Here is a 17,647-nt window from a genome sequence, read left to right as displayed (position 1 = left end):
CCTGGCCGGGCCCGGCGCGCATGCCTCCGGCGGTGGCGCTCCGGGACTTCGTGATGCCGTGTCGGGGAGCATCCTCGCGGTGGGTCCGCTTCGCGGTGGGTTCGCTTCGCGGTGGGTTCGCTTCGCGGTGGGTTCGCTTCGCGGTGGGTTCGCTTCGCGGTGGGTTCGCTTCGCGGTGGGTCCGCTTCGCGGGGAAGGGCGGCGGGGGAAGGGCCGGCCGCCGTCGAGCTCGAAGTCACCGCCCTGCGCACCCGCCGAGCCATCGGCCTCGCCTGGCACGCGACCCGCCCACTCACGCCGCCGGCGGCGGCGTTCCGGGACTTCGTGCTGTCGCGGCGGGGGAGCATTCTGGCGCACGACTGAGCGAGAGCTCCGCTTCGCGGGGAGGTGGGGGGAGAGCCCCTGGCCGGGCCCGGCGCGCATGCCTCCGGCGGTGGCGCTCCGGGACTTCGTGATGCCGTGTCGGGGAGCATCCTCGCGGTGGGTCCGCTTCGCGGGGAAGGGCGGCCGGCGAGGGGGCCGGGCGTCGTCGAGCTCGAAGTCGCCGCCCTGCGCACCCGCCGATCCCTCGGCGTGGTCCGGCGCGGGAACCGCCCGTTCACACCGTCGGGTTGTGGCGCTCCGGGGCGCCTCGTGCTGTCGCCGCGCCGCCGGGCCGGGGTGTGCTGCGGCTTGGCGGAGGCCCCGAGTGCGGCGTGGGTCGCGTAGGCGATCTACGCGCGTAGGGGCTATGCTCCGGCAATGGAGAAGCAGATCACTCTCGCGGGCACCACGGTCCCGCGTGTTCCCACGGCGGAGCAGATCGTCCGGGCGCCGAAGGTGCTGTTGCACGACCACCTGGACGGGGGGTTGCGGCCGGAGACGGTTGTCGAGTTGGCGGCCGATTGCGGGTACGAAGGGCTGCCGACCACGGACCCGGAGGCGCTGGGGGTGTGGTTCCGGGAGGCGGCGGATTCGGGGTCGCTGGAGCGGTACCTGGAGACGTTCGCGCACACCTGTGCGGTGATGCAGACCCGGGAGGCGCTGATCCGGGTGGCCGCCGACTGTGCGGAGGACCTGGCGGCGGACGGCGTGGTGTACGCCGAGGTGCGGTACGCGCCGGAGCAGCACCTGGAGGCGGGGCTGACGCTGGACGAGGTGGTGGAGGCCGTCAACGAGGGCTTCCGGTTGGGTGAGGCGAATGCCCGGGCGCGCGGGCACCGGATCCGGGTCGGGACGCTGTTGACCGCGATGCGGCACGCGGCCCGTTCGCTGGAGATCGCCGAGCTGGCGAACCGTCACCGGGACCGTGGCGTGGTCGGGTTCGACATCGCGGGTGCGGAGGCCGGTCACCCGCCGACCCGGCACCAGGCCGCGTTCGACTACCTCAAGGGCGAGAACAACCACTTCACGATCCACGCCGGCGAGGCTTTCGGGCTGCCGTCGATCTGGGAGGCGGTGCAGTGCTGCGGCGCGGACCGGCTCGGTCACGGTGTGCGGATCGTGGACGACATCACGGTCGGCGAGGACGGCCGGGTGGAGCTCGGACGGCTGGCGGCGTACGTGCGTGACCGGCGGGTGCCGCTGGAGATGTGCCCGACGTCGAACCTGCAGACCGGTGCGGCGGAGTCGTACGCCGAGCACCCGATCGGGCTGCTGGCGCGGCTGAAGTTCCGGGTCACCGTCAACACCGACAACCGGCTGATGAGCGGCACCAGCATGAGCCGCGAGTTCGAGCACCTGGTGGACGCGTTCGGTTACACGCTGGGCGACCTGGAGTGGTTCACCGTCAACGCGATGAAGTCGGCGTTCCTGCCGTTCGACGAGCGGCTGGCGATGATCAGTGACGTGATCAAGCCGGGGTACGCGGAGCTGAAGGCCGAGTGGCTGTTCGGTCCGCGGGACTGACGAGCCGGCACGTGGTCAACGTCCATGGAGATGGTCGGACTTATCACTCGGGGGAGTGGCCGGCTTTGAATCGGGCGCGTCGCTCTCACTACGGTGAGCCGGTCACTGCTGACTCGGCGTGACGGTCGCGCCCTGAATCCCCCGGGCCCGCGACCCCGACCCGACCAGGACTGAGGACGCACACATGAAGCAGGCCACTCTGAAGGCCGCCGGCACCGCCGTGCTCGGCGTTGTCGCCGCCGCCGTTGCCGCGGGCACCGCCTCGGCCGCGCCGGTCGCCCCCGGCGGCCTCGGACTGCCGACCGGCGCGCTCACCAACCCGGCCGTGACCGGCGCCGCCACCGGGGCCGTGAGCAAGCTGCCCGGCGCCGACCAGCTCGGTACCGTCACCGGCGCGCTCAACCCGGCCGCCGGTACCCCGGTCCAGGCCGCCGACCAGGCGACCGAACAGACCGGGCAGGTCGCCGAGCAGGTCGGCCCGGCCGGCGTCGACGGCCGGCAGGCCGCCGCGCCCGAGGCCGCCCACCGGATCGGCGGCCTGGACTCCGTCCCCGGCGGCCAGGGCCTGGCCAAGACCCCGGTCGGTGGCGTCATCGGCACGCTGACCAGCCTCTCCCCGACCGGTGGCGGCGCCCCCGGCCTGCCGGCCCTGCCCGGCGTGGGTGGCTGACCCACCGCCGGATCCGGACACGGCCGAGGGGCCGCCCCGCGGGGCGGCCCCTTCGTCATGGGCGGTGGCGGGCGGGTCACGGCTCCTGGGGGAGCAGCAGCCACAGCGCCAGGTAGATCAGGAACTGCGGGCCCGGCAGCAGGCAGGACGCCAGGAAGATGACCCGGACCGTCCACGCGGTGAGCCCGAAGCGCTGGGCGATGCCGGCGCAGACGCCGCCGAGGATGCGGTGGTGACGGGGACGGGCGAGGACGCTCATCTTCTCCTCCGAGGGAGTGCTCCCGGGTCGGGCGGTCCGACCGGGCTGACTCCATCGTCCCGCCGCGACCTGCGGTTTTCCGTCCGCCGAGATGCGGATTCGGACCCGGAGACATTCCCCGCCCGGGGTGATCCCGGCCTCGGGGTCGACTCCGGGACGGACCCCGAGACCAAGGCGGGCCGCGCCCCGTCCGAACCTCCGGAAACGGTGGTGTCGGGCCCCGGGCGGCTGGAAGACTCGCGGCACCGGGATCACCGGGGAACGAAGCGAGGGGCGAGAGCGATGCGGGCGAAACAGTGGCCGACCACGGCGGTACTGGTCGGGCTGGTCGTGCTGGGGCTGGCCGGGGTGGTCTCGGTGGCGGCCTGCGAACCGGACCGCGCCGGCGGGGACGACGCGGCGTCCGTGGCGGGGGCGGGCGGCGGCCTGGAGGACCTGACGCCCGAGCAGGTCCTGGAGAAGGCCCGGCAGGCGGGCGCGGAGCTGACCTCGCTGCGCGGGACGATCCGGCAGCGGCGGAAGGCCGGGACGCTCGAGTACTCGCTCTCCGTCACCCGGGACGGCGACTGCACCGGGACGGTGTCCGAGGACGGCGTCGAGGCGGAGGTGCGGCGGCACGGCGGAACGGTGTGGGTGAAACCTTCCGCCTCCATGTTCCAGGCCGCGCTGCCGGACGCCGGACCCGCACTGGCCGACAAGTGGCTGACCGGCACCGGCGAGCTCGGCAAGTCCTACGCCGGGTACTGCGACCTGGTGTTCCGGCTGGCGACCGGCGACGGACCGCTGAAGGCCGTCGGGGAGTGGACCAAGACCGGCGTCCGGCAGGTGAGCGGCACCCGGGCGGTGTTCCTCGGCTTCCGCTCCGACGAGGGCGGCCCGCACGGCTCGTCCGGCACGGTGGCGATCGCCGCCGAGGGCCGGCCGTACCTGCTGTCGGCGAACGAGACCGGCGACAGCGCCACCGCGATCCGGTTCGACGCTTTTGGCGAGCCGGTGGAGGTCACCCCGCCGTCCGCCGACGAGACCGCCGACGCGAGCGGCCACCGGATCGTCCTCGACGGAAACCGCTGAGCGGACCGCAGGCGCCGCCGGGCAGTGACACCGGCGCGTCCGGGGGCACCTGCGCGCTCAGCGGCGCGGTGCCACCGGGGAGCCGAGGACCGGGAGGGCCGGGGCGGGTCGCGGATGCGGCTGGGTCCGGCCCTTCGGGCTTTCCTGCCGCGGTGCCACGGCGCGGGGCGCGGTCGGGCGGCGCAGGGCGCGGGCGCGGATCGGGGGCATCAGGAGCAGGTGGGCGGCGGCCGCGCCGAGGGTGCCGAGCAGGATGTTGTCGACGTTGAGGACGTGGCCGGGGGCCCAGCCCGCCAGGATCTCCAGGCCGGTGGCGAGGAGCGCGACGGCGCCGGTGGTGCGCAGGAAGGAGAGCAGCCAGCCGCGCCGGGGGGTGCCGACGGCGAGCGGGAGGAGGACGCCGACGGGGGCCAGCGGGAGGGTGCCGGAGGCGAGGGCGGTGAGGAAGGTGTGGGCGGCGAGCGCCTGGTGCACGGTGGCGAACGGGGTGAGGTTGGACGGGCCGGTCCAGGGTGCGGTGATCGGGCGGACGGCCAGCCAGCCGAGTGCCAGCAGGTGGAGGGTCAACAGCAGCCGGGCTGCCGTCCGCTGCCGGTACGGCGCCGTCGTGTGATCGGTTCGCGCATTGGTGTGCACATTCCGGGGGACGCGCGCCGTACCGGAGGTGGTTCCGCCGGACGAGTGATCAGGGGCAGTGGCTCGCTGACGGCGCGCCGAACACCCCGGGCGCCGACACCGCCGGTGACGCCGGGGCCGACGCCGTGGCCGACGGCGTCGGCACGGCCTTGGCGGGCGGCTTCCCGGACGCGCCGGGCGCGGTCGGCAGGGCGGCCGGAGGCGTGGCGGTCGGGCTCGCCGCCGGGGCGACCGGCATCAGCACCGGCGTGGGGCAGGCGGTGCGGCTGGCGGGCGCGCCGGCGTCGACCGGCACCGCGGTGGGGCGGATGCCGCAGCCGGTGAGCAGGGCCGTCGAGCCGGCCAGCAGGGCGACGGCGCGGATGCGGCGGCGGGTGGTCATCGGGCCTCTTCCGGGCCGGGGGCGGGCGGTTGGGTGAGCGGCAGGGTGAGGGTGAACACGGCACCGCCCTCCGGGTGGTTGGCGGCGGTGATGGTGCCGCCGTGGATGCGGGCGTTGGCCTCGGCGATGGACAGGCCCAGGCCGCTGCCCTCGGAGCGGGCCCGGCCCTTGTCGGCCTTGTAGAAGCGGTCGAACACGTGCGGCAGCACGTCCTCGGGGATGCCGGGGCCGCCGTCGGAGACCGACACCACCACCGTGTGGGTGTCGTCGTCCTGCCGGACCTTCACCTTCACCGGGGAGCCGCCGTGCTTGAGCGCGTTGCCGATCAGGTTGGCGAACACCACGTCCAGACGGCGCGGGTCGACCACCGCCAGGATGCCGCGCGGGGCGTCCAGTTCGACCGCGTCGTACCAGGCCCGGCCGTCGATGCAGGACATGATCAGGTCGGCCATGTCGACCTCGTCGGCGACCAGCTTGGCGGTGCCCGCGTCGAACCGGGTCACCTCCATCAGGTTCTCCACCAGGTCGGACAGCCGCCGGGTCTCGGAGACCACGAGCCGCACCGCGGGCTCGATCATCGGGTCGAGCGAGTCGGCCTCGTCCTCCAGGATGTCGGTGACGGCGGTCATCGCGGTCAGCGGGGTGCGCAGCTCGTGCGACATGTCGGCGACGAACCGCCGGGACTGCGCCTCGCGCGCGCTCAGCTCCGCGACCTGCTCCGACAGCGACTCCGCGGTGCGGTTGAACGTCCGCGCCAGATCGGCGAGTTCGTCGTTGCCCTCGACGTCGAGCCGGGTGTCCAACTTGCCCTCGCCGAGCTGCCGGGCGGCGTCGCCGAGCCGGCGCACCGGCCGCAGCACCGTCGCCGAGGCGCCCTGCGCGAGCAGCGCGGAGCCGACCAGCGCCAGCAGGGTGGCGAACGCCAGCGACCAGCCCAGGGTGTTCAGGTCGGCGCGCTCGTTCTGCAGCGACTTGAACATGTAGGCGGTCGGCCCGCCCGGCGCCACCTTCGTCCCGCCGACCACGTACGGCCCGGCCAGGTTCACCCGCTGCCAGTACAGGTGGTACTCGTACGGGTTGTTCGGGCCGATCTCGCGCGGCTTGTTGACGGCGGTGACCAGCGCCGCCGGCACCTGCTTGACGGTGAAGGCGATCGGGTCGGACGAGGCGGTGCAGTCCGGCTGCGAGTCGTCGACCACCACCACGTCGTACGCCAGGCCGGAACTCGCCACCTGCACCGCCAGCGAGGCCAGGTCCTGGCAGGTCGGGTGCAGCGGCAGGTCGGAGACGTTGCGGGTCAGCGAGCCCCGGAAGTCGTTCAGCGAGGCGTTCTGGGCACGCCGGAGCACCGCGTCGCGGTTCAGCCAGTAGGCGATGCCGGACGCGGACACCGCGGTGATCAGCGCGACCGCGGCGAACACCGCGATCAGCCGGACCCGCAGCGAACTGAGCCGGAGCGAACCGAACCACCGCCAGGACAGCGGACGGGCACGGCGCGGCGCGGACTGATCGTCGGTCAAGAAGAGCTCACCAGGCAGAAGGAAGAGGTCACGCGGGCGGGTCCAGACGGTAGCCGACCCCGCGGACGGTACGGATCAGCGTCGGCGCGGACGGCACGTCCTCGACCTTCGCCCGCAGCCGCTGCACGCACGCGTCCACCAGACGGGAGTCGCCCAGGTAGTCGTGCTCCCACACCAGCCGCAGCAGCTGCTGCCGGGACAGCGCCTGCCCCGGGCGGCGGCTCAGCTCCAGCAGCAGCCGCAGCTCGGTCGGGGTCAGCTGGAGGTCCTGGCCGTCCTTGGTGACGGTCATCGCCGACCGGTCGATCACCAGGCCGCCGTACGCCGCCGAGTCCGAGCTCTCCCGCTCACCGCGCCGCAGCACGGCGCGGATCCGGGCGTCCAGCACCCGCGGCTGCACCGGCTTCACCACGTAGTCGTCGGCGCCGGACTCCAGCCCGACCACCACGTCGATGTCGTCGGAGCGCGCCGTCAACAGGATGATCGGCAGCTGGTCGGTACGGCGGATCCGCCGGCACACCTCGAAACCGTCGATGCCCGGCAGCATCACGTCGAGCACGATCAGATCCGGACGCTGCTCCTTGAACAGGCGCAGACCGTCCTCGCCGGACGCGGCGGTCGCGACCCGGTGACCCTGGCGGGTGAGGGCGAGTTCGAGGCCGGTGCGAATGGCGTCGTCGTCCTCGATCAGAAGCAGGAAAGACACGGAGGTCATTGTGTCCCACCCTGACCCAGGAAACACCCACCCGGGTGATCCTCGCGCACCCGGGAACCGGACCGGCCCGCTCCGGCGTCAGCCATCTCGGAGCCGGCGAATGCCTTGAACCGGCCGCCCTTGTGACAGCCCTGTGACAGTCGACAGACACCTCCATGACGAGCGACCGGCAGGATTTTCCTTGTCGCCGCAACAAACGCACCAGGCCCGGCCCGGTGCGGCGGCGAGCAAGGAACCGCTCGTACCGACCATGGGGGTGCCCGATGACCGCAACGCTGACGACCCGAAACGCCGGGCCGCGTGCAGCCGTGCTGGGCACCAACCGGCCGCGTCACGAGGAGGAGAAGTCCGGCGCCGTACTCGTACGGGGATGCGCACACAGCGCCGGAACCCGCCGCCCGGTTGTGGGGACCAGGAGCGGGGACACCATCCACGGCCGGGCAGGGAACCCGGCCGCGGGACGGACGCTGCGGCTCGCGCCGCAGACCTTCCGTGGGGAGCAGGCCGACCAGGGAGGCGCGCAGGGGGAGCACCCGGCCGCCGCGAAGGACGAGGCACGCGACATCGCCGAGTTCACCGCGTACGTGCGTGAGCGCCGCGCCTCCCTGTACGCCACCGCCTACCACCTCACCGGCGACCGCTACGAGGCCGAGGACCTGCTGCAGTCCGCGCTGTTCTCGACCTACCGGGCCTGGGGCCGGATCACCGACAAGGCCGCGGTCGGCGGCTACCTCCGCCGCACCATGACCAACCTGCACATCTCCGCCTGGCGCCGCCGCAAGGTCAACGAGTACCCGACCGAGGAACTCCCCGAGCACGCCGGCGACACCGACGCCATGGGCGGCACCGAACTGCGCACCGTGCTCTGGCAGGCGCTCGCCAAGCTGCCCGAGAACCAGCGCACCATGCTGGTGCTGCGCTACTACGAGGGCCGGACCGACCCGGAGATCGCCGACATCCTCAACATCAGCGTCGGCACCGTGAAGAGCTCCATCTGGCGCGCGCTGCGCCGGATGCGCGACGACGAGCAGCTCAACCGCTCGGGCGACACCGTGCACGCCTTCGGCGAGCTGGTCGCCTGACCACAGGAACTCCCGTGGGGGACGGGGTGGTGGGGGAAGGTGCCGGACGACGGCGGACCGCTCGGGGGAGCGGGCCGTCGGGGGCCGTCCGGCACCACAGACGAAGGCGGGCCCCGGTGCGGGGGAGAACGCACCGGGGCCCGCCTCCGTCGTCTCCCGGCCCGGCTGCCGCCACAATGAGCGGATGGACGACCCTGTCGCGGAGACCCCGCAGGCCCGCGCCGACCGGCGACTGGTCGAGATGCTCCAGGAACTGCGGGTGCTGCAGACCGGTGTGCAGATCGTCTTCGCGTTCCTGCTCGGCGTCGCCTTCACCCCGCGGTTCGCCGAACTCGACGACGTCCGGCAGGACCTGTACGTCGTCGTGCTGCTGCTGTCGGTGGTCGCCGCCGCCGTGCTCGCCACGCCGGTCGCCCTGCACCGCGGCCTGGCCCACCATCCCGACCGGCGGCGGATCGTCAAGGTCTCCGCCCGGATCGCCCAGGTCGGCCTGGTCCTGCTGGCGATGGCACTCAGCGGCGCCGTCCTGCTGGTCCTCGCCGTGGTCCTCGGCTTCCCGGCGGCCGTCCCGATCACCGCGGTGATCGCGCTGGTCTTCACCGGCCTCTGGTTCTTCCTGCCCTGGCTGGTCCGCCGCGGCCTGCCCGACGAGGTCTGAGGCCCGGTCAGCGCGCGTCGGTGGTGTGCAGCACGTCCTGGGCGCGGTTCAGGCCGCGCAGCACGAACGCCGCCACGGCGTCCGCGCAGCGGTCCAGCAGCTCCGGCATCCGCTCCTGCTCGGCGTCGGAGAACCGCTGCACCACCCACTCGTCGACCCGGGTGCCCTTCGGCGGCCGGCCCACGCCCACCCGTAGCCGCGCGTAGTCGGCGGTGCCCAGCGCCCGGTGCACCGAGCGGGCGCCGTTGTGGCCGCCCGGGCCGCCGCCGCGCTTCAGCCGGGCCGTGCCGAACGGGAAGTCCAGGTCGTCCTGCACCACCAACAGCCGCTCCACCGGCACCTGGTGGCGACGCAGCAGCGCCGCGACCGGACGCCCCGACAGGTTGATCGACCACTGCGGCTCGGCCAACAGCACGGTGCGCCCGTCGAGTTCGAACGAGGCGGTGCGGGTGGTCAGTCCGCGCCAGCGGGCGCCGTGGCGCCCGGCCAGCCGGTCGGCCACCAGGAAGCCCGCGTTGTGCCGCGTCCCCGCGTACCGGCGGGTCGGATTGCCCAGCCCCGCCACCAGCCAGCGCTCGTCCATGCCCGCGCGCCTCAGACCAGCTCGGCGGGCAACTGCCGCGCCACCGCCGCGATCCGGCGGCCCGCCTCGACGCCCGAGCAGGCGTAGGAGCCCAGTTCGACCTGGCGGGCGACGATGCCGCGCTCGGAGCGCATCAGCCGCAGGCCGCGGCGCAGCAGGTAGGGGATCGACTTGCGGCCCTCCCGGACGTCCCGGCGGAAGCGCCGCCAGGCCGTGGTGGCGGGCTTGTTGCGCAGGCACAGGGCGTCGCCGAGCAGGCCTTCCGCCTCGCAGCGGCGCACCAGTTCGGCCGCGAAGATGCCCTCGGCGACGAATGCCGCGGCGCCGTCCAGTTCGAGTACGCGGTGGCCGGAGCGGCCGTTCGCCGGGATCGAGTACGTCGGCACGTCGGCCTGCCCCTCGAACGCCAGCCTGCGGATCGCGTCCAGCGCCTGCTCGCGGTGCCAGGAGTCCGGCGAGTCCCAGTCCGGCCCACCGCCGTCCGGCAGTTGCGGCAGCGTCGGGTCGTCGCCGTCCTTGTAGAAGTCGTCGAGCTGCAGCACCGGCAGCCCGCTGCGCTCGGCCAGGCAGGACTTCCCCGACCCCGAAGGGCCCGACAGCAGGATGACGCGGGATATCGGGCGGCGGTTCAGCGGGGAGTCACTCACGAGATACCAGTCTGGGGCATCCGAGGGGCTGGTCGTAACCCGCCGTTCGGCCCCGATTCGGGTGGGAGGGCATGAGGACGGGCCCGCACCAGGGGGGGAGAAGTGCGGGCCCGTCGCGGCCGCCCGGGCCCCCGGGGGGGTAGGGGCGCAGAGGGCGGCCGGTCTGTGTGGAGTTGGCCGGTCGGGCCGGGCTAGATGCCCATCGGGTGCCAGACCGTCTTCGTCTCCAGGAAGGAGAGCAGTCGCCCGGTGCCGGGGTTGACCGTCCAGTCCACGGCGGACGGGTCGGCGGCCGGTCGGACCACTCGCTTCAATGTATCGGCCGCCGACGCCTCCAGGGCGGCCGCCGCGCCGGGGCCGTCCTGGTCGATCGCACCGGCCAGGTCGAGGGCGTTGACGTCCTGGTGGGAGGCCAGCGTCGGGGCGATGTCCGCGGTCCGGCCGGAGATCAGGTTGACCACGCCGCCCGGGACGTCGGAGGTGGCGAGCACCTCGCCCAGCGACAGGGCGGGCAGCGGGGCCTGTTCGGCGGCCGCCACCACCACGGTGTTGCCGGTGGCGATCGCCGGGGCGATCACCGACACCAGGCCGAGCAGCGAGAAGCCGTGACCGGTGCGCGGGGCGACCACGCCGACCACGCCGGTCGGCTCCGGGGTGGACAGGTTGAAGAACGGCCCGGCCACCGGGTTGGCGTTGCCCGCGATCTGCGCGACCTTGTCGGTCCAGCCCGCGTACCAGACCCAGCGGTCGATCGCCGCGTCCACCAGCGCCGCCGCCTTCTTGGCGCCCAGCCCCTCGGCGGCGGCCACCTCGGCGGTGAACTGCTCGCGGCGGCCCTGCAGCATCTCGGCGACCCGGTACAGCACCTGGCCGCGGTTGTACGCGGTGGTGCCCGACCAGCCCTTCACGGCCGCGCGGGCGGCCAGCACGGCGTCCCGGGTGTCCTTGCGGGTGCCCAGCGGGGCGTTGGCCAGCCACTGGTCCTTTGCGTCAGTCACTTCGTACACCCGGCCGCTCTCCGAGCGCGGGAACTTCCCGCCGACGTACAGCTTGTAGGTCTTGAAGACGTCAATTCGCGCTGTGGTCTCAGACATCGAGGTAGGCCTCCAGACCGTGCCGGCCACCCTCGCGGCCGTAACCGGACTCCTTGTACCCGCCGAACGGCGAGGTCGGGTCGAACTTGTTGAAGGTGTTCGCCCACACCACGCCCGCCCGGAGCCGGTTCGCCATCCACAGGATGCGCGAGCCCTTCTCCGTCCAGATGCCCGCGGACAGCCCGTACGGGGTGTTGTTGGCCTTCTCCACCGCCTCGGCGGGAGTGCGGAAGGTCAGCACCGACAGCACCGGGCCGAAGATCTCCTCGCGGGCGATCCGGTGGGCCTGCGAGACGCCGGTGAACAGGGTGGGGCGGAACCAGTAGCCCGCGCCCGGGAGTTCGCACTCCGGTGCCCAGCGCTCGGCGCCCTCCTGCTCGCCCGCGGCGGCCAGCTCGGTGATCCGGGCCAGCTGCGCGGCCGAGTTGATCGCGCCGATGTCGGTGTTCTTGTCCAGCGGGTCGCCGACCCGCAGGGTGCCCATCCGGCGCTTCAGCGCGTCCAGCAGCTCGTCCTGGATCGACTCCTGCACCAGCAGGCGGCTGCCCGCGCAGCACACGTGGCCCTGGTTGAAGAAGATGCCGTTGACGATGCCCTCGACGGCCTGGTCCAGCGGCGCGTCGTCGAACACGATGTTCGCGGCCTTGCCGCCGAGCTCCAGCGAGAGCTTCTTGCGGGTGCCGGCGATCTGCTTGGCGATCGCCCGGCCGACCGGGGTGGAGCCGGTGAAGGCGACCTTGTCGACGTCCGGGTGCGCGGTCAGCGCGGCGCCGGTGCGGCCGTCACCGGTGACGATGTTCACCACACCGTCCGGCAGACCCGCCTGGCGGCAGATCTCGGCGAACCGCAGGGCGGTCAGCGGGGTGGTCTCGGCGGGCTTCAGCACCACGGTGTTGCCGGTGGCCAGCGCCGGGGCGACCTTCCACGCCAGCATCAGCAGCGGGAAGTTCCACGGGATCACCTGGCCGGCGACACCCAGCGGACGCGGGTTCTGGCCGAAGCCGGCGAAGTCCAGCTTGTCGGCCCAGCCCGCGTAGTAGAAGAAGTGCGCGGCGACCAGCGGGAGGTCGACGTCGCGGGTCTCGCGGATCGGCTTGCCGTTGTCGATCGACTCCAGGACGGCCAGCTCACGGCTGCGCTCCTGGATGATCCGGGCGATCCGGAACAGGTACTTGGCGCGCTCGCTGCCCGGCAGCGACGACCAGTCGGCGAACGCCTTGCGGGCGGCGGCCACCGCGCGGTCCACGTCCTCCTCGGTGCCCTGCGCGAACTCCGCCAGCACCTGCTCGGTCGCCGGGTTGACGGTCTTCAGCGCCTCCGAGCCGGAGGAGTCGACGAACCGGCCGCCGATGAAGTGGCCGTAGGACGTCGCGATCTCGCCCGCGGCGGCGGGGGATTCGGGCGCGGGTGCGTACTCGAACAGGCCGGAGGGCTTCACGGGCTGTGCGGTCTTCTCCGCGGTCTTCTTGTCGGTCTTCGCCATGGTCAGTCCACCGTCACGTAGTCGGGACCGGAGTACCGGCCGGTGCGCAGCTTCTGGCGCTGCATCAGCAGGTCGTTCAGCAGGCTGGACGCGCCGAACCGGAACCAGTGCGGGCTCAGCCAGTCGTCGCCCAGCGTCTCGTTCACCATCACCAGGTACTTCATCGCGTCCTTGGTGGTGCGGATGCCGCCGGCCGGCTTCACACCGACCTGGGTGCCGGTGGCCGCGCGGAAGTCCCGCACCGCCTCCAGCATCAGCAGCGTCACCGGGGGAGTCGCGTTGACCGCGACCTTGCCGGTGGACGTCTTGATGAAGTCCGCACCCGCGATCATCGCCAGCCAGGACGCGCGGCGGACGTTGTCGTACGTCTGCAGCTCGCCGGTCTCGAAGATCACCTTCAGGTGGGCGGAGCTGCCGTCGGGACGCTTGCACGCCTCCTTGACGGCGCGGATCTCCTCGAAGACCTCCAGGTAACGGCCGGAGAGGAAGGCACCCCGGTCGATCACCATGTCGATCTCGTCGGCGCCCGCGGCGACCGCCTCCGCGGTGTCCGCCAGCTTCACCGGCATCCCCGCCCGGCCGGACGGGAACGCGGTGGCCACCGACGCCACCTGGATGCCGCTGCCGCGCAGCGCGGACTTCGCGGTTTCGACCATGTCCGGATACACGCAGATCGCCGCGACCTGCGGGGTGCTGCGATCGGTCGGGTCCGGGCTCAGGCCCTTCGCGCACAGCGAGCGGACCTTGCCGACCGTGTCCGCGCCCTCCAGCGTGGTCAGGTCGATCATCGAGATGGCGAGATCGATGGCGAAGGCCTTGGCGGTGGTCTTGATCGACCGGGTGCCGAGAGTCGCTGCGCGCGCCTCCAGGCCCACCTGGTCGACCCCGGGCAGGCCGTGCAGGAAACGGCGCAAGGTGGCCTCGGACGCCGCGACGTCCGCGAGGCCGCCGCCCGTGGCGCCGGGGGCGTTGGCTGCAAGAGTGGACATAGTCACCAGAGCAGCATATCTACGCGCGTAGGGGGACGGTAGGTGGGGCGGGGAATCAACCAGGGGCTCGGGGAACGGCGAGGCCGAGTTGCCGGCGGTCGGGGACAGCGGCTGGTCATGGCTGCGGCGGGTCTTAAGACGGGAACCAGAAACGCCGGAACGCACAGCGCCCTGTTGATCATCCGCAGACATGGCCTCGCCGTTCCCCGAGCCCCTGTCGGGGCCCCCTGGTGGTGCACCATTTGGGGGTGAGCGAAGCGAAGGCAAGGGGCCGGAGGCCCGGGGGTGAGGACACTCGGGGGGTCGTGCTGGTGGCGGCGCGGGCCGAATTCGCGGCGCGGGGGTACCAGAAGGCGAGCATGCGGGCGATCGCGCGGGCGGCGGGGGTGGATGCGGCGTTGCTGCACCACTATTTCGGGAGCAAGGACCGGCTGTTCATGGCCGCGCTGGAGTTCCCGTTCGAACCGCAGGCGGTGGTCGCGGAAGTGTTCGGGGGGGATCCGGCGACGGTGGGGGAGCGGGTGGCGGGGTTCGTGCTGGGGTTGTGGGAGCAGCCTGCGGTGCGGGACCGGTTGCTCGCGCTGGTGCGGACGGCGGCGGCCAGTGAGGAGGTGGCGGCGCTGATGCGGTCCTTCATGGTGGCCGAGCTGGTCGACCGGGTGGCGGCTCAACTGGACGTCGAGCAGCCGGAGCTGCGGGTGGAGCTGGTGATGTCGCAGATCGTCGGGCTGGCGGTGGCCCGGTACGTGATCGGGGTGGAGCCGCTGGCCTCGGCACCCCCGGAGGTGCTGGCCCCGTTGCTGGGCCGCACCGTCCAGGGGTACCTGACGGGCTGAGGGGAGGTCAGGCCTCGCCGCCGCCGAAGCGCTCGGTCCAGGTGGCCAGGTCCTCGTCGGTGATCTTGGCGAACAGGACCGGCGGGACGGTGAAGCCGGTGCCGGCCGGGACCAGCGAGAGCGAGCGGGCCTCGTCGGCGCTGATCCAGGTGCGGGTGTCGCCGTCCAGCGTGAAGGACTCGCGGATCGTCTTGGCCGCCGTCGGGATGAACGGCTCGGAGACCACCGAGTAGAGGTGGATCAGGTTGATCGCGGTGCGCAGGGTGCGGGCCGCGGCCTCCGGGTCGGTCTTGATCTGCGTCCAGGGGGCCGTCACGTCGAGGTAGGCGTTGCCGGCCGACCAGAGCGCGCGCAGCGCCTGCGCGGCCTTGCGGAAGTTGAGCGCGTCGAGCTGGGTCTCGTACTCGGCGAGCAGGTCGGCGATCTGCGCGCCGAGGGCCGTCTCGGTCTCGCTGTTCTCCGCGCCGGCCGGGACCTCGTCGCCGAAGCGCTTGCGACTGAAGGACAGCACGCGGTTGACGAAGTTGCCGAGGGTGTCGGCGAGGTCCTTGTTGACGGTGGCGGCGAACAGGTCCCAGGTGAAGCTGGAGTCGTCGGACTCCGGGGCGTTCGCCATCAGGTAGTAGCGCCAGTAGTCGGCGGGGAGCAGTTCGAGCGCGACGTCGGTGAAGATGCCGAGCTTCTGGCTGGTGGAGAACTTGCCGCCGTAGTAGGTCAGCCAGTTGAAGGCCTTGACGTAGTCGACCTTCTTCCACGGCTGGCGCGAGCCGAGGATGGTGGCGGGGAACATCACCGTGTGGAACGGGACGTTGTCCTTGGCCATGAACTCGGTGTAGCGGACGGTGTCGTCGGCCTCGTACCACCAGGAGCGCCAGTCGCCGCCGGTCGCGTCGGCCCACTCCTTGGTGGCGCCGATGTACTCGATCGGGGCGTCGAACCAGACGTAGAAGACCTTGCCCTCGGCGGCCAGCTCCGGCCAGACGTCGGCGGGGACGGGGACGCCCCATTCGAGGTCACGGGTGATGGCGCGGTCCTGGAGGCCCTCGGTGAGCCACTTGCGGGCGATCGAGGAGGCGAGCACCGGCCAGCTGTCGCCGTGCTCGGCGATCCAGGCCTCGACCTCGTCGGTCAGCTTGGACTGGAGCAGGAACAGGTGCTTGGTCTCCCGGACCTCCAGCTCGGCGCTGCCGCTGATCGCCGAACGGGGGTTCAGCAGGTCGGTCGGGTCGAGGACGCGGGTGCAGTTCTCGCACTGGTCGCCGCGGGCCTTGTCGTAGCCGCAGTGCGGGCAGGTGCCGACGATGTAGCGGTCGGGCAGGAAGCGGCCGTCGGCGATCGAGTAGACCTGGCGGATCGCCCGCTCCTCGATGAAGCCGTTGGCGTGCAGCTCGCGGGCGATCTCCTGGGTGATCTCCCGGTTCTGCGGCGAGGACGAGCGGCCGAACCAGTCGAAGGACAGCTGGAAGCCGTCGTAGATGGCCTTCTGCTGGTCGTGCGCCCGGGCGCAGAACTCGGCGACCGGCAGCCCGGCCTCCTGGGCGGCCAGTTCGGCCGGGGTGCCGTGCTCGTCGGTGGCGCAGATGTACAGCACCTCGTGGCCGCGCTGGCGCAGGTAGCGGGAGTACACGTCCGCCGGGAGCATCGACCCGACCATGTTGCCCAGGTGCTTGATCCCGTTGATGTAGGGAAGCGCGCTGGTGATCAACTGCCGAGTCATCCTGAGGAACTCCGATGCTCTCCGGCGGGCACGTGGCGGTGCCCGCGAGCGGGTGTCGAGGGCCGGTTCCGCGACGCGTTCTCAGCAGCCGCCCGGCCGCCGCAATCGTACCGAACCGGCCCGCTGCTGCCGTACCGCTTATCGGCGGGCTGTCAAGCCCCGCGGCGGGATCGTCTGACGGGGTGTCAGTGGCGGTCAGATGGCGTACGGCCAGGCGGTGACCATGTAGGCGCCGTACCAGCAGCCGAACAGCGCGGCGCCGCCCAGGACGGCCACCTGGGTGGAGCGGCGGGCCCGGGCGAGGGCGCCGGCGACGGGCAGCAGGAAGATCAGCGCGGGGGCCAGCAGGCGGGGCTTGCAGTGGTAGTAGTTGCTCTGCGCCAGCGTCAGCACCACCACCGTCGCGCCGTAGACCAGCAGCGGCGGCCAGGTGGTGCGGCGGACGGTCAGGGCGGTGGCCAGCAGGTGGGCGATCACCAGGACGGCTATCGAGACCGGGACCCAGCCCTCGCCGGTCTGCAGGGTGCGGACCAGGAACTCCCACAGCGAGGAACCCCAGTCCCACTGGGTGTTCCAGCCGGCCCGCTGGACGGTGAACCAGGCGTCGGCGCTGCCCAGCCGGTCGGCGACCCACCACAGGTACAACGGGGTACTGGTGCAGGCCAGCGCGGTGGCGGCCAGCGGGCGGCCGAGCACCCGGCGCTCGCGGTACATCTCCAGCAGGACGGCGACGCCGAGCGCGGCGATCACGGCGATACCGGCCGGGCGGGTCAGCCCGGCGAGGAAGGCGAACGCGCCGGCGGTGAGCCAGGCCCGGCGGTGCGCGGCGAGCAGCGTGGCGGCGGCGGTGGCCAGCAGCAGCGACTCGCTGTACGACATGAAGAACACCAGGGACATCGGCTGCGCCGCCGCCAGCAGCACCAGCACGACGGTGGCGGTGCGCCGGGTGTACAGCCGGCTGATCAGCTGGTGGATCAGCACCAGGGCGGCGAGCAGCGCCAGCTGGGCGGCGACGATGCCGGAGACGGCCCAGCTCAGGCCGGTCACCGCGTGCACGATGCGGACCAGCATCGGGAACAGCGGGAAGAACGCCAGGTTGTTGCCGGTCAGCTCGCCCTTGGGGGTGTACGTGTAGCTGTCCGGGTAGCCGTCGGTGGCTATCTCCAGGAAGTGCCGCCCGTCCCAGGAGGTCAGCCGGTCGGTCAGCGTGGTGCCGGGCCGGGTGATCATCAGGGCCAGCAGCGTCAGGTGCAGCGCCAGCGCGCCGGCGTACACCGCGACGGCCGGGCCGGCGGTGTGCCACAGCCGGGCCAGCGGGTCCGGGCGGGGCGGGTCGTCCGCCCGGCGCGGGCCCGGCACGGCGGGTATCGGCGGGTGGTCGGTCAGCGGGGTGCTGGGCATCGGGGGTCCTGGTCGGT

At 72.7% G+C, this 17,647-nt stretch carries 18 protein-coding genes; 6 read left to right on the top strand and 12 right to left on the bottom strand.

Annotated elements, in window-relative coordinates; translation table 11 throughout:
• The first annotated feature begins 741 nt into the window (after nt 1-741).
• Together ACGFWJ_RS28445 and ACGFWJ_RS28440 are read left to right on the top strand one after the other, a co-directional pair.
• Nucleotides 742-1,887: an adenosine deaminase gene (locus ACGFWJ_RS28445; protein ID WP_392954711.1), complete on the top strand. Its 1,146-nt coding sequence runs from the start codon at nt 742-744 to the stop codon at nt 1,885-1,887.
• A 184-nt stretch (nt 1,888-2,071) separates the two neighbouring features.
• Nucleotides 2,072-2,557: a hypothetical protein gene (locus ACGFWJ_RS28440; protein ID WP_392954709.1), complete on the top strand. Its 486-nt coding sequence runs from the start codon at nt 2,072-2,074 to the stop codon at nt 2,555-2,557.
• Nucleotides 2,558-2,633: 76 nt separating this feature from the next.
• On the opposite strand, the gene ACGFWJ_RS28435 is transcribed toward ACGFWJ_RS28440, so the two are convergent.
• A complete protein-coding gene (locus tag ACGFWJ_RS28435; protein ID WP_392954707.1) occupies nt 2,634-2,816 on the bottom strand; it encodes a PspC domain-containing protein in 183 nt (60 codons plus the stop codon).
• A gap of 282 nt (nt 2,817-3,098) precedes the next feature.
• On the opposite strand from ACGFWJ_RS28435, the gene ACGFWJ_RS28430 reads away from it, so the two are divergent.
• Complete coding sequence (locus tag ACGFWJ_RS28430) at nt 3,099-3,887, top strand: hypothetical protein (protein ID WP_392954705.1); 789 nt, start codon at nt 3,099-3,101, stop codon at nt 3,885-3,887.
• A gap of 57 nt (nt 3,888-3,944) precedes the next feature.
• Here the strand turns inward: ACGFWJ_RS28430 and ACGFWJ_RS28425 are convergent, their stop codons facing one another.
• The 4 genes from ACGFWJ_RS28425 to ACGFWJ_RS28410 form a co-directional block, all read right to left on the bottom strand.
• Complete coding sequence (locus tag ACGFWJ_RS28425) at nt 3,945-4,454, bottom strand: VanZ family protein (RefSeq protein WP_392954703.1); 510 nt, start codon at nt 4,452-4,454, stop codon at nt 3,945-3,947.
• A 118-nt stretch (nt 4,455-4,572) separates the two neighbouring features.
• The gene (locus ACGFWJ_RS28420; RefSeq protein WP_387644763.1) at nt 4,573-4,905 is read right to left on the bottom strand and encodes a hypothetical protein; all 333 of its coding nucleotides are present in this window, start codon (nt 4,903-4,905) and stop codon (nt 4,573-4,575) included.
• Nucleotides 4,902-6,425 carry an ATP-binding protein gene (locus ACGFWJ_RS28415; protein WP_392954701.1) on the bottom strand — a complete coding sequence of 508 codons (1,524 nt, stop codon included), beginning with the start codon at nt 6,423-6,425 and terminating at the stop codon, nt 4,902-4,904. The genes ACGFWJ_RS28420 and ACGFWJ_RS28415 overlap by 4 nt, the downstream gene beginning before the upstream one ends.
• 28 nt (nt 6,426-6,453) lie before the next feature.
• Nucleotides 6,454-7,131 (bottom strand): response regulator, encoded by a 678-nt coding sequence (locus tag ACGFWJ_RS28410; protein ID WP_380487084.1) that lies wholly within the window; start codon nt 7,129-7,131, stop codon nt 6,454-6,456.
• A gap of 284 nt (nt 7,132-7,415) precedes the next feature.
• On the opposite strand from ACGFWJ_RS28410, the gene ACGFWJ_RS28405 reads away from it, so the two are divergent.
• Both ACGFWJ_RS28405 and ACGFWJ_RS28400 read left to right on the top strand, forming a co-directional pair.
• The gene (locus tag ACGFWJ_RS28405; protein ID WP_392954759.1) at nt 7,416-8,222 is read left to right on the top strand and encodes a SigE family RNA polymerase sigma factor; all 807 of its coding nucleotides are present in this window, start codon (nt 7,416-7,418) and stop codon (nt 8,220-8,222) included.
• Nucleotides 8,223-8,406: 184 nt separating this feature from the next.
• Nucleotides 8,407-8,880 (top strand): DUF6328 family protein, encoded by a 474-nt coding sequence (locus tag ACGFWJ_RS28400; RefSeq protein ID WP_392954699.1) that lies wholly within the window; start codon nt 8,407-8,409, stop codon nt 8,878-8,880.
• A 7-nt stretch (nt 8,881-8,887) separates the two neighbouring features.
• Here the strand turns inward: ACGFWJ_RS28400 and pth are convergent, their stop codons facing one another.
• The 5 genes from pth to deoC all read right to left on the bottom strand — a co-directional run bounded on the left by pth (nt 8,888) and on the right by deoC (nt 13,676).
• On the bottom strand, nt 8,888-9,463 hold the full coding sequence (pth, locus tag ACGFWJ_RS28395; RefSeq protein WP_392954697.1) for an aminoacyl-tRNA hydrolase: 576 nt from the start codon (nt 9,461-9,463) through the stop codon (nt 8,888-8,890).
• Nucleotides 9,464-9,474: 11 nt separating this feature from the next.
• Nucleotides 9,475-10,110, bottom strand: coding sequence for an ATP-binding protein (locus tag ACGFWJ_RS28390; RefSeq protein WP_387644774.1), 636 nt, complete (start codon nt 10,108-10,110; stop codon nt 9,475-9,477).
• Nucleotides 10,111-10,301: 191 nt separating this feature from the next.
• Nucleotides 10,302-11,204 (bottom strand): aldehyde dehydrogenase family protein, encoded by a 903-nt coding sequence (locus tag ACGFWJ_RS28385; protein ID WP_387644776.1) that lies wholly within the window; start codon nt 11,202-11,204, stop codon nt 10,302-10,304.
• Nucleotides 11,197-12,687 (bottom strand): aldehyde dehydrogenase family protein, encoded by a 1,491-nt coding sequence (locus ACGFWJ_RS28380; RefSeq protein WP_392954695.1) that lies wholly within the window; start codon nt 12,685-12,687, stop codon nt 11,197-11,199. The genes ACGFWJ_RS28385 and ACGFWJ_RS28380 overlap by 8 nt, the downstream gene beginning before the upstream one ends.
• A 2-nt stretch (nt 12,688-12,689) precedes the next feature.
• Nucleotides 12,690-13,676, bottom strand: a complete 987-nt coding sequence (gene deoC, locus ACGFWJ_RS28375) for a deoxyribose-phosphate aldolase (RefSeq protein ID WP_387867212.1) — start codon at nt 13,674-13,676, stop codon at nt 12,690-12,692.
• A gap of 230 nt (nt 13,677-13,906) precedes the next feature.
• Between deoC and ACGFWJ_RS28370 the strand changes: the two genes are divergently transcribed.
• Nucleotides 13,907-14,512 carry a TetR family transcriptional regulator gene (locus ACGFWJ_RS28370; protein ID WP_392954693.1) on the top strand — a complete coding sequence of 202 codons (606 nt, stop codon included), beginning with the start codon at nt 13,907-13,909 and terminating at the stop codon, nt 14,510-14,512.
• A gap of 7 nt (nt 14,513-14,519) precedes the next feature.
• On the opposite strand, the gene metG is transcribed toward ACGFWJ_RS28370, so the two are convergent.
• Together metG and ACGFWJ_RS28360 are read right to left on the bottom strand one after the other, a co-directional pair.
• Entirely contained in the window at nt 14,520-16,229 is a 1,710-nt protein-coding gene (metG, locus tag ACGFWJ_RS28365; protein ID WP_392954691.1) for a methionine--tRNA ligase, read from the bottom strand.
• Between the two features lie 195 nt (nt 16,230-16,424).
• Entirely contained in the window at nt 16,425-17,630 is a 1,206-nt protein-coding gene (locus tag ACGFWJ_RS28360) for a mannosyltransferase family protein (protein WP_392954689.1), read from the bottom strand.
• Nucleotides 17,631-17,647: the final 17 nt, after the last annotated feature.

It is taken from the genome of Kitasatospora sp. NPDC048407 (assembly GCF_043200475.1).
Classification (GTDB): Bacteria; Actinomycetota; Actinomycetes; order Streptomycetales; family Streptomycetaceae; genus Kitasatospora.
The sequence above is the reverse complement of the archived record's forward strand: the minus strand, read 5'-3'. Positions and strand labels throughout refer to the sequence as shown.

What these genes read in the sequence shown, in the direction of transcription:
- ACGFWJ_RS28445 (WP_392954711.1), top strand. Translation starts at nt 742, where the DNA reads ATGGAGAAGCAGATCACTCTCGCGGGCACCACGGTCCCGCGTGTTCCC.
- ACGFWJ_RS28440 (WP_392954709.1), top strand. Translation starts at nt 2,072, where the DNA reads ATGAAGCAGGCCACTCTGAAGGCCGCCGGCACCGCCGTGCTCGGCGTT.
- ACGFWJ_RS28435 (WP_392954707.1), bottom strand. Translation starts at nt 2,816, where the DNA reads ATGAGCGTCCTCGCCCGTCCCCGTCACCACCGCATCCTCGGCGGCGTC.
- ACGFWJ_RS28430 (WP_392954705.1), top strand. Translation starts at nt 3,099, where the DNA reads ATGCGGGCGAAACAGTGGCCGACCACGGCGGTACTGGTCGGGCTGGTC.
- ACGFWJ_RS28420 (WP_387644763.1), bottom strand. Translation starts at nt 4,905, where the DNA reads ATGACCACCCGCCGCCGCATCCGCGCCGTCGCCCTGCTGGCCGGCTCG.
- ACGFWJ_RS28400 (WP_392954699.1), top strand. Translation starts at nt 8,407, where the DNA reads ATGGACGACCCTGTCGCGGAGACCCCGCAGGCCCGCGCCGACCGGCGA.
- pth (WP_392954697.1), bottom strand. Translation starts at nt 9,463, where the DNA reads ATGGACGAGCGCTGGCTGGTGGCGGGGCTGGGCAATCCGACCCGCCGG.
- ACGFWJ_RS28385 (WP_387644776.1), bottom strand. Translation starts at nt 11,204, where the DNA reads ATGTCTGAGACCACAGCGCGAATTGACGTCTTCAAGACCTACAAGCTG.
- ACGFWJ_RS28380 (WP_392954695.1), bottom strand. Translation starts at nt 12,687, where the DNA reads ATGGCGAAGACCGACAAGAAGACCGCGGAGAAGACCGCACAGCCCGTG.
- deoC (WP_387867212.1), bottom strand. Translation starts at nt 13,676, where the DNA reads ATGTCCACTCTTGCAGCCAACGCCCCCGGCGCCACGGGCGGCGGCCTC.
- metG (WP_392954691.1), bottom strand. Translation starts at nt 16,229, where the DNA reads ATGACTCGGCAGTTGATCACCAGCGCGCTTCCCTACATCAACGGGATC.
- ACGFWJ_RS28360 (WP_392954689.1), bottom strand. Translation starts at nt 17,630, where the DNA reads ATGCCCAGCACCCCGCTGACCGACCACCCGCCGATACCCGCCGTGCCG.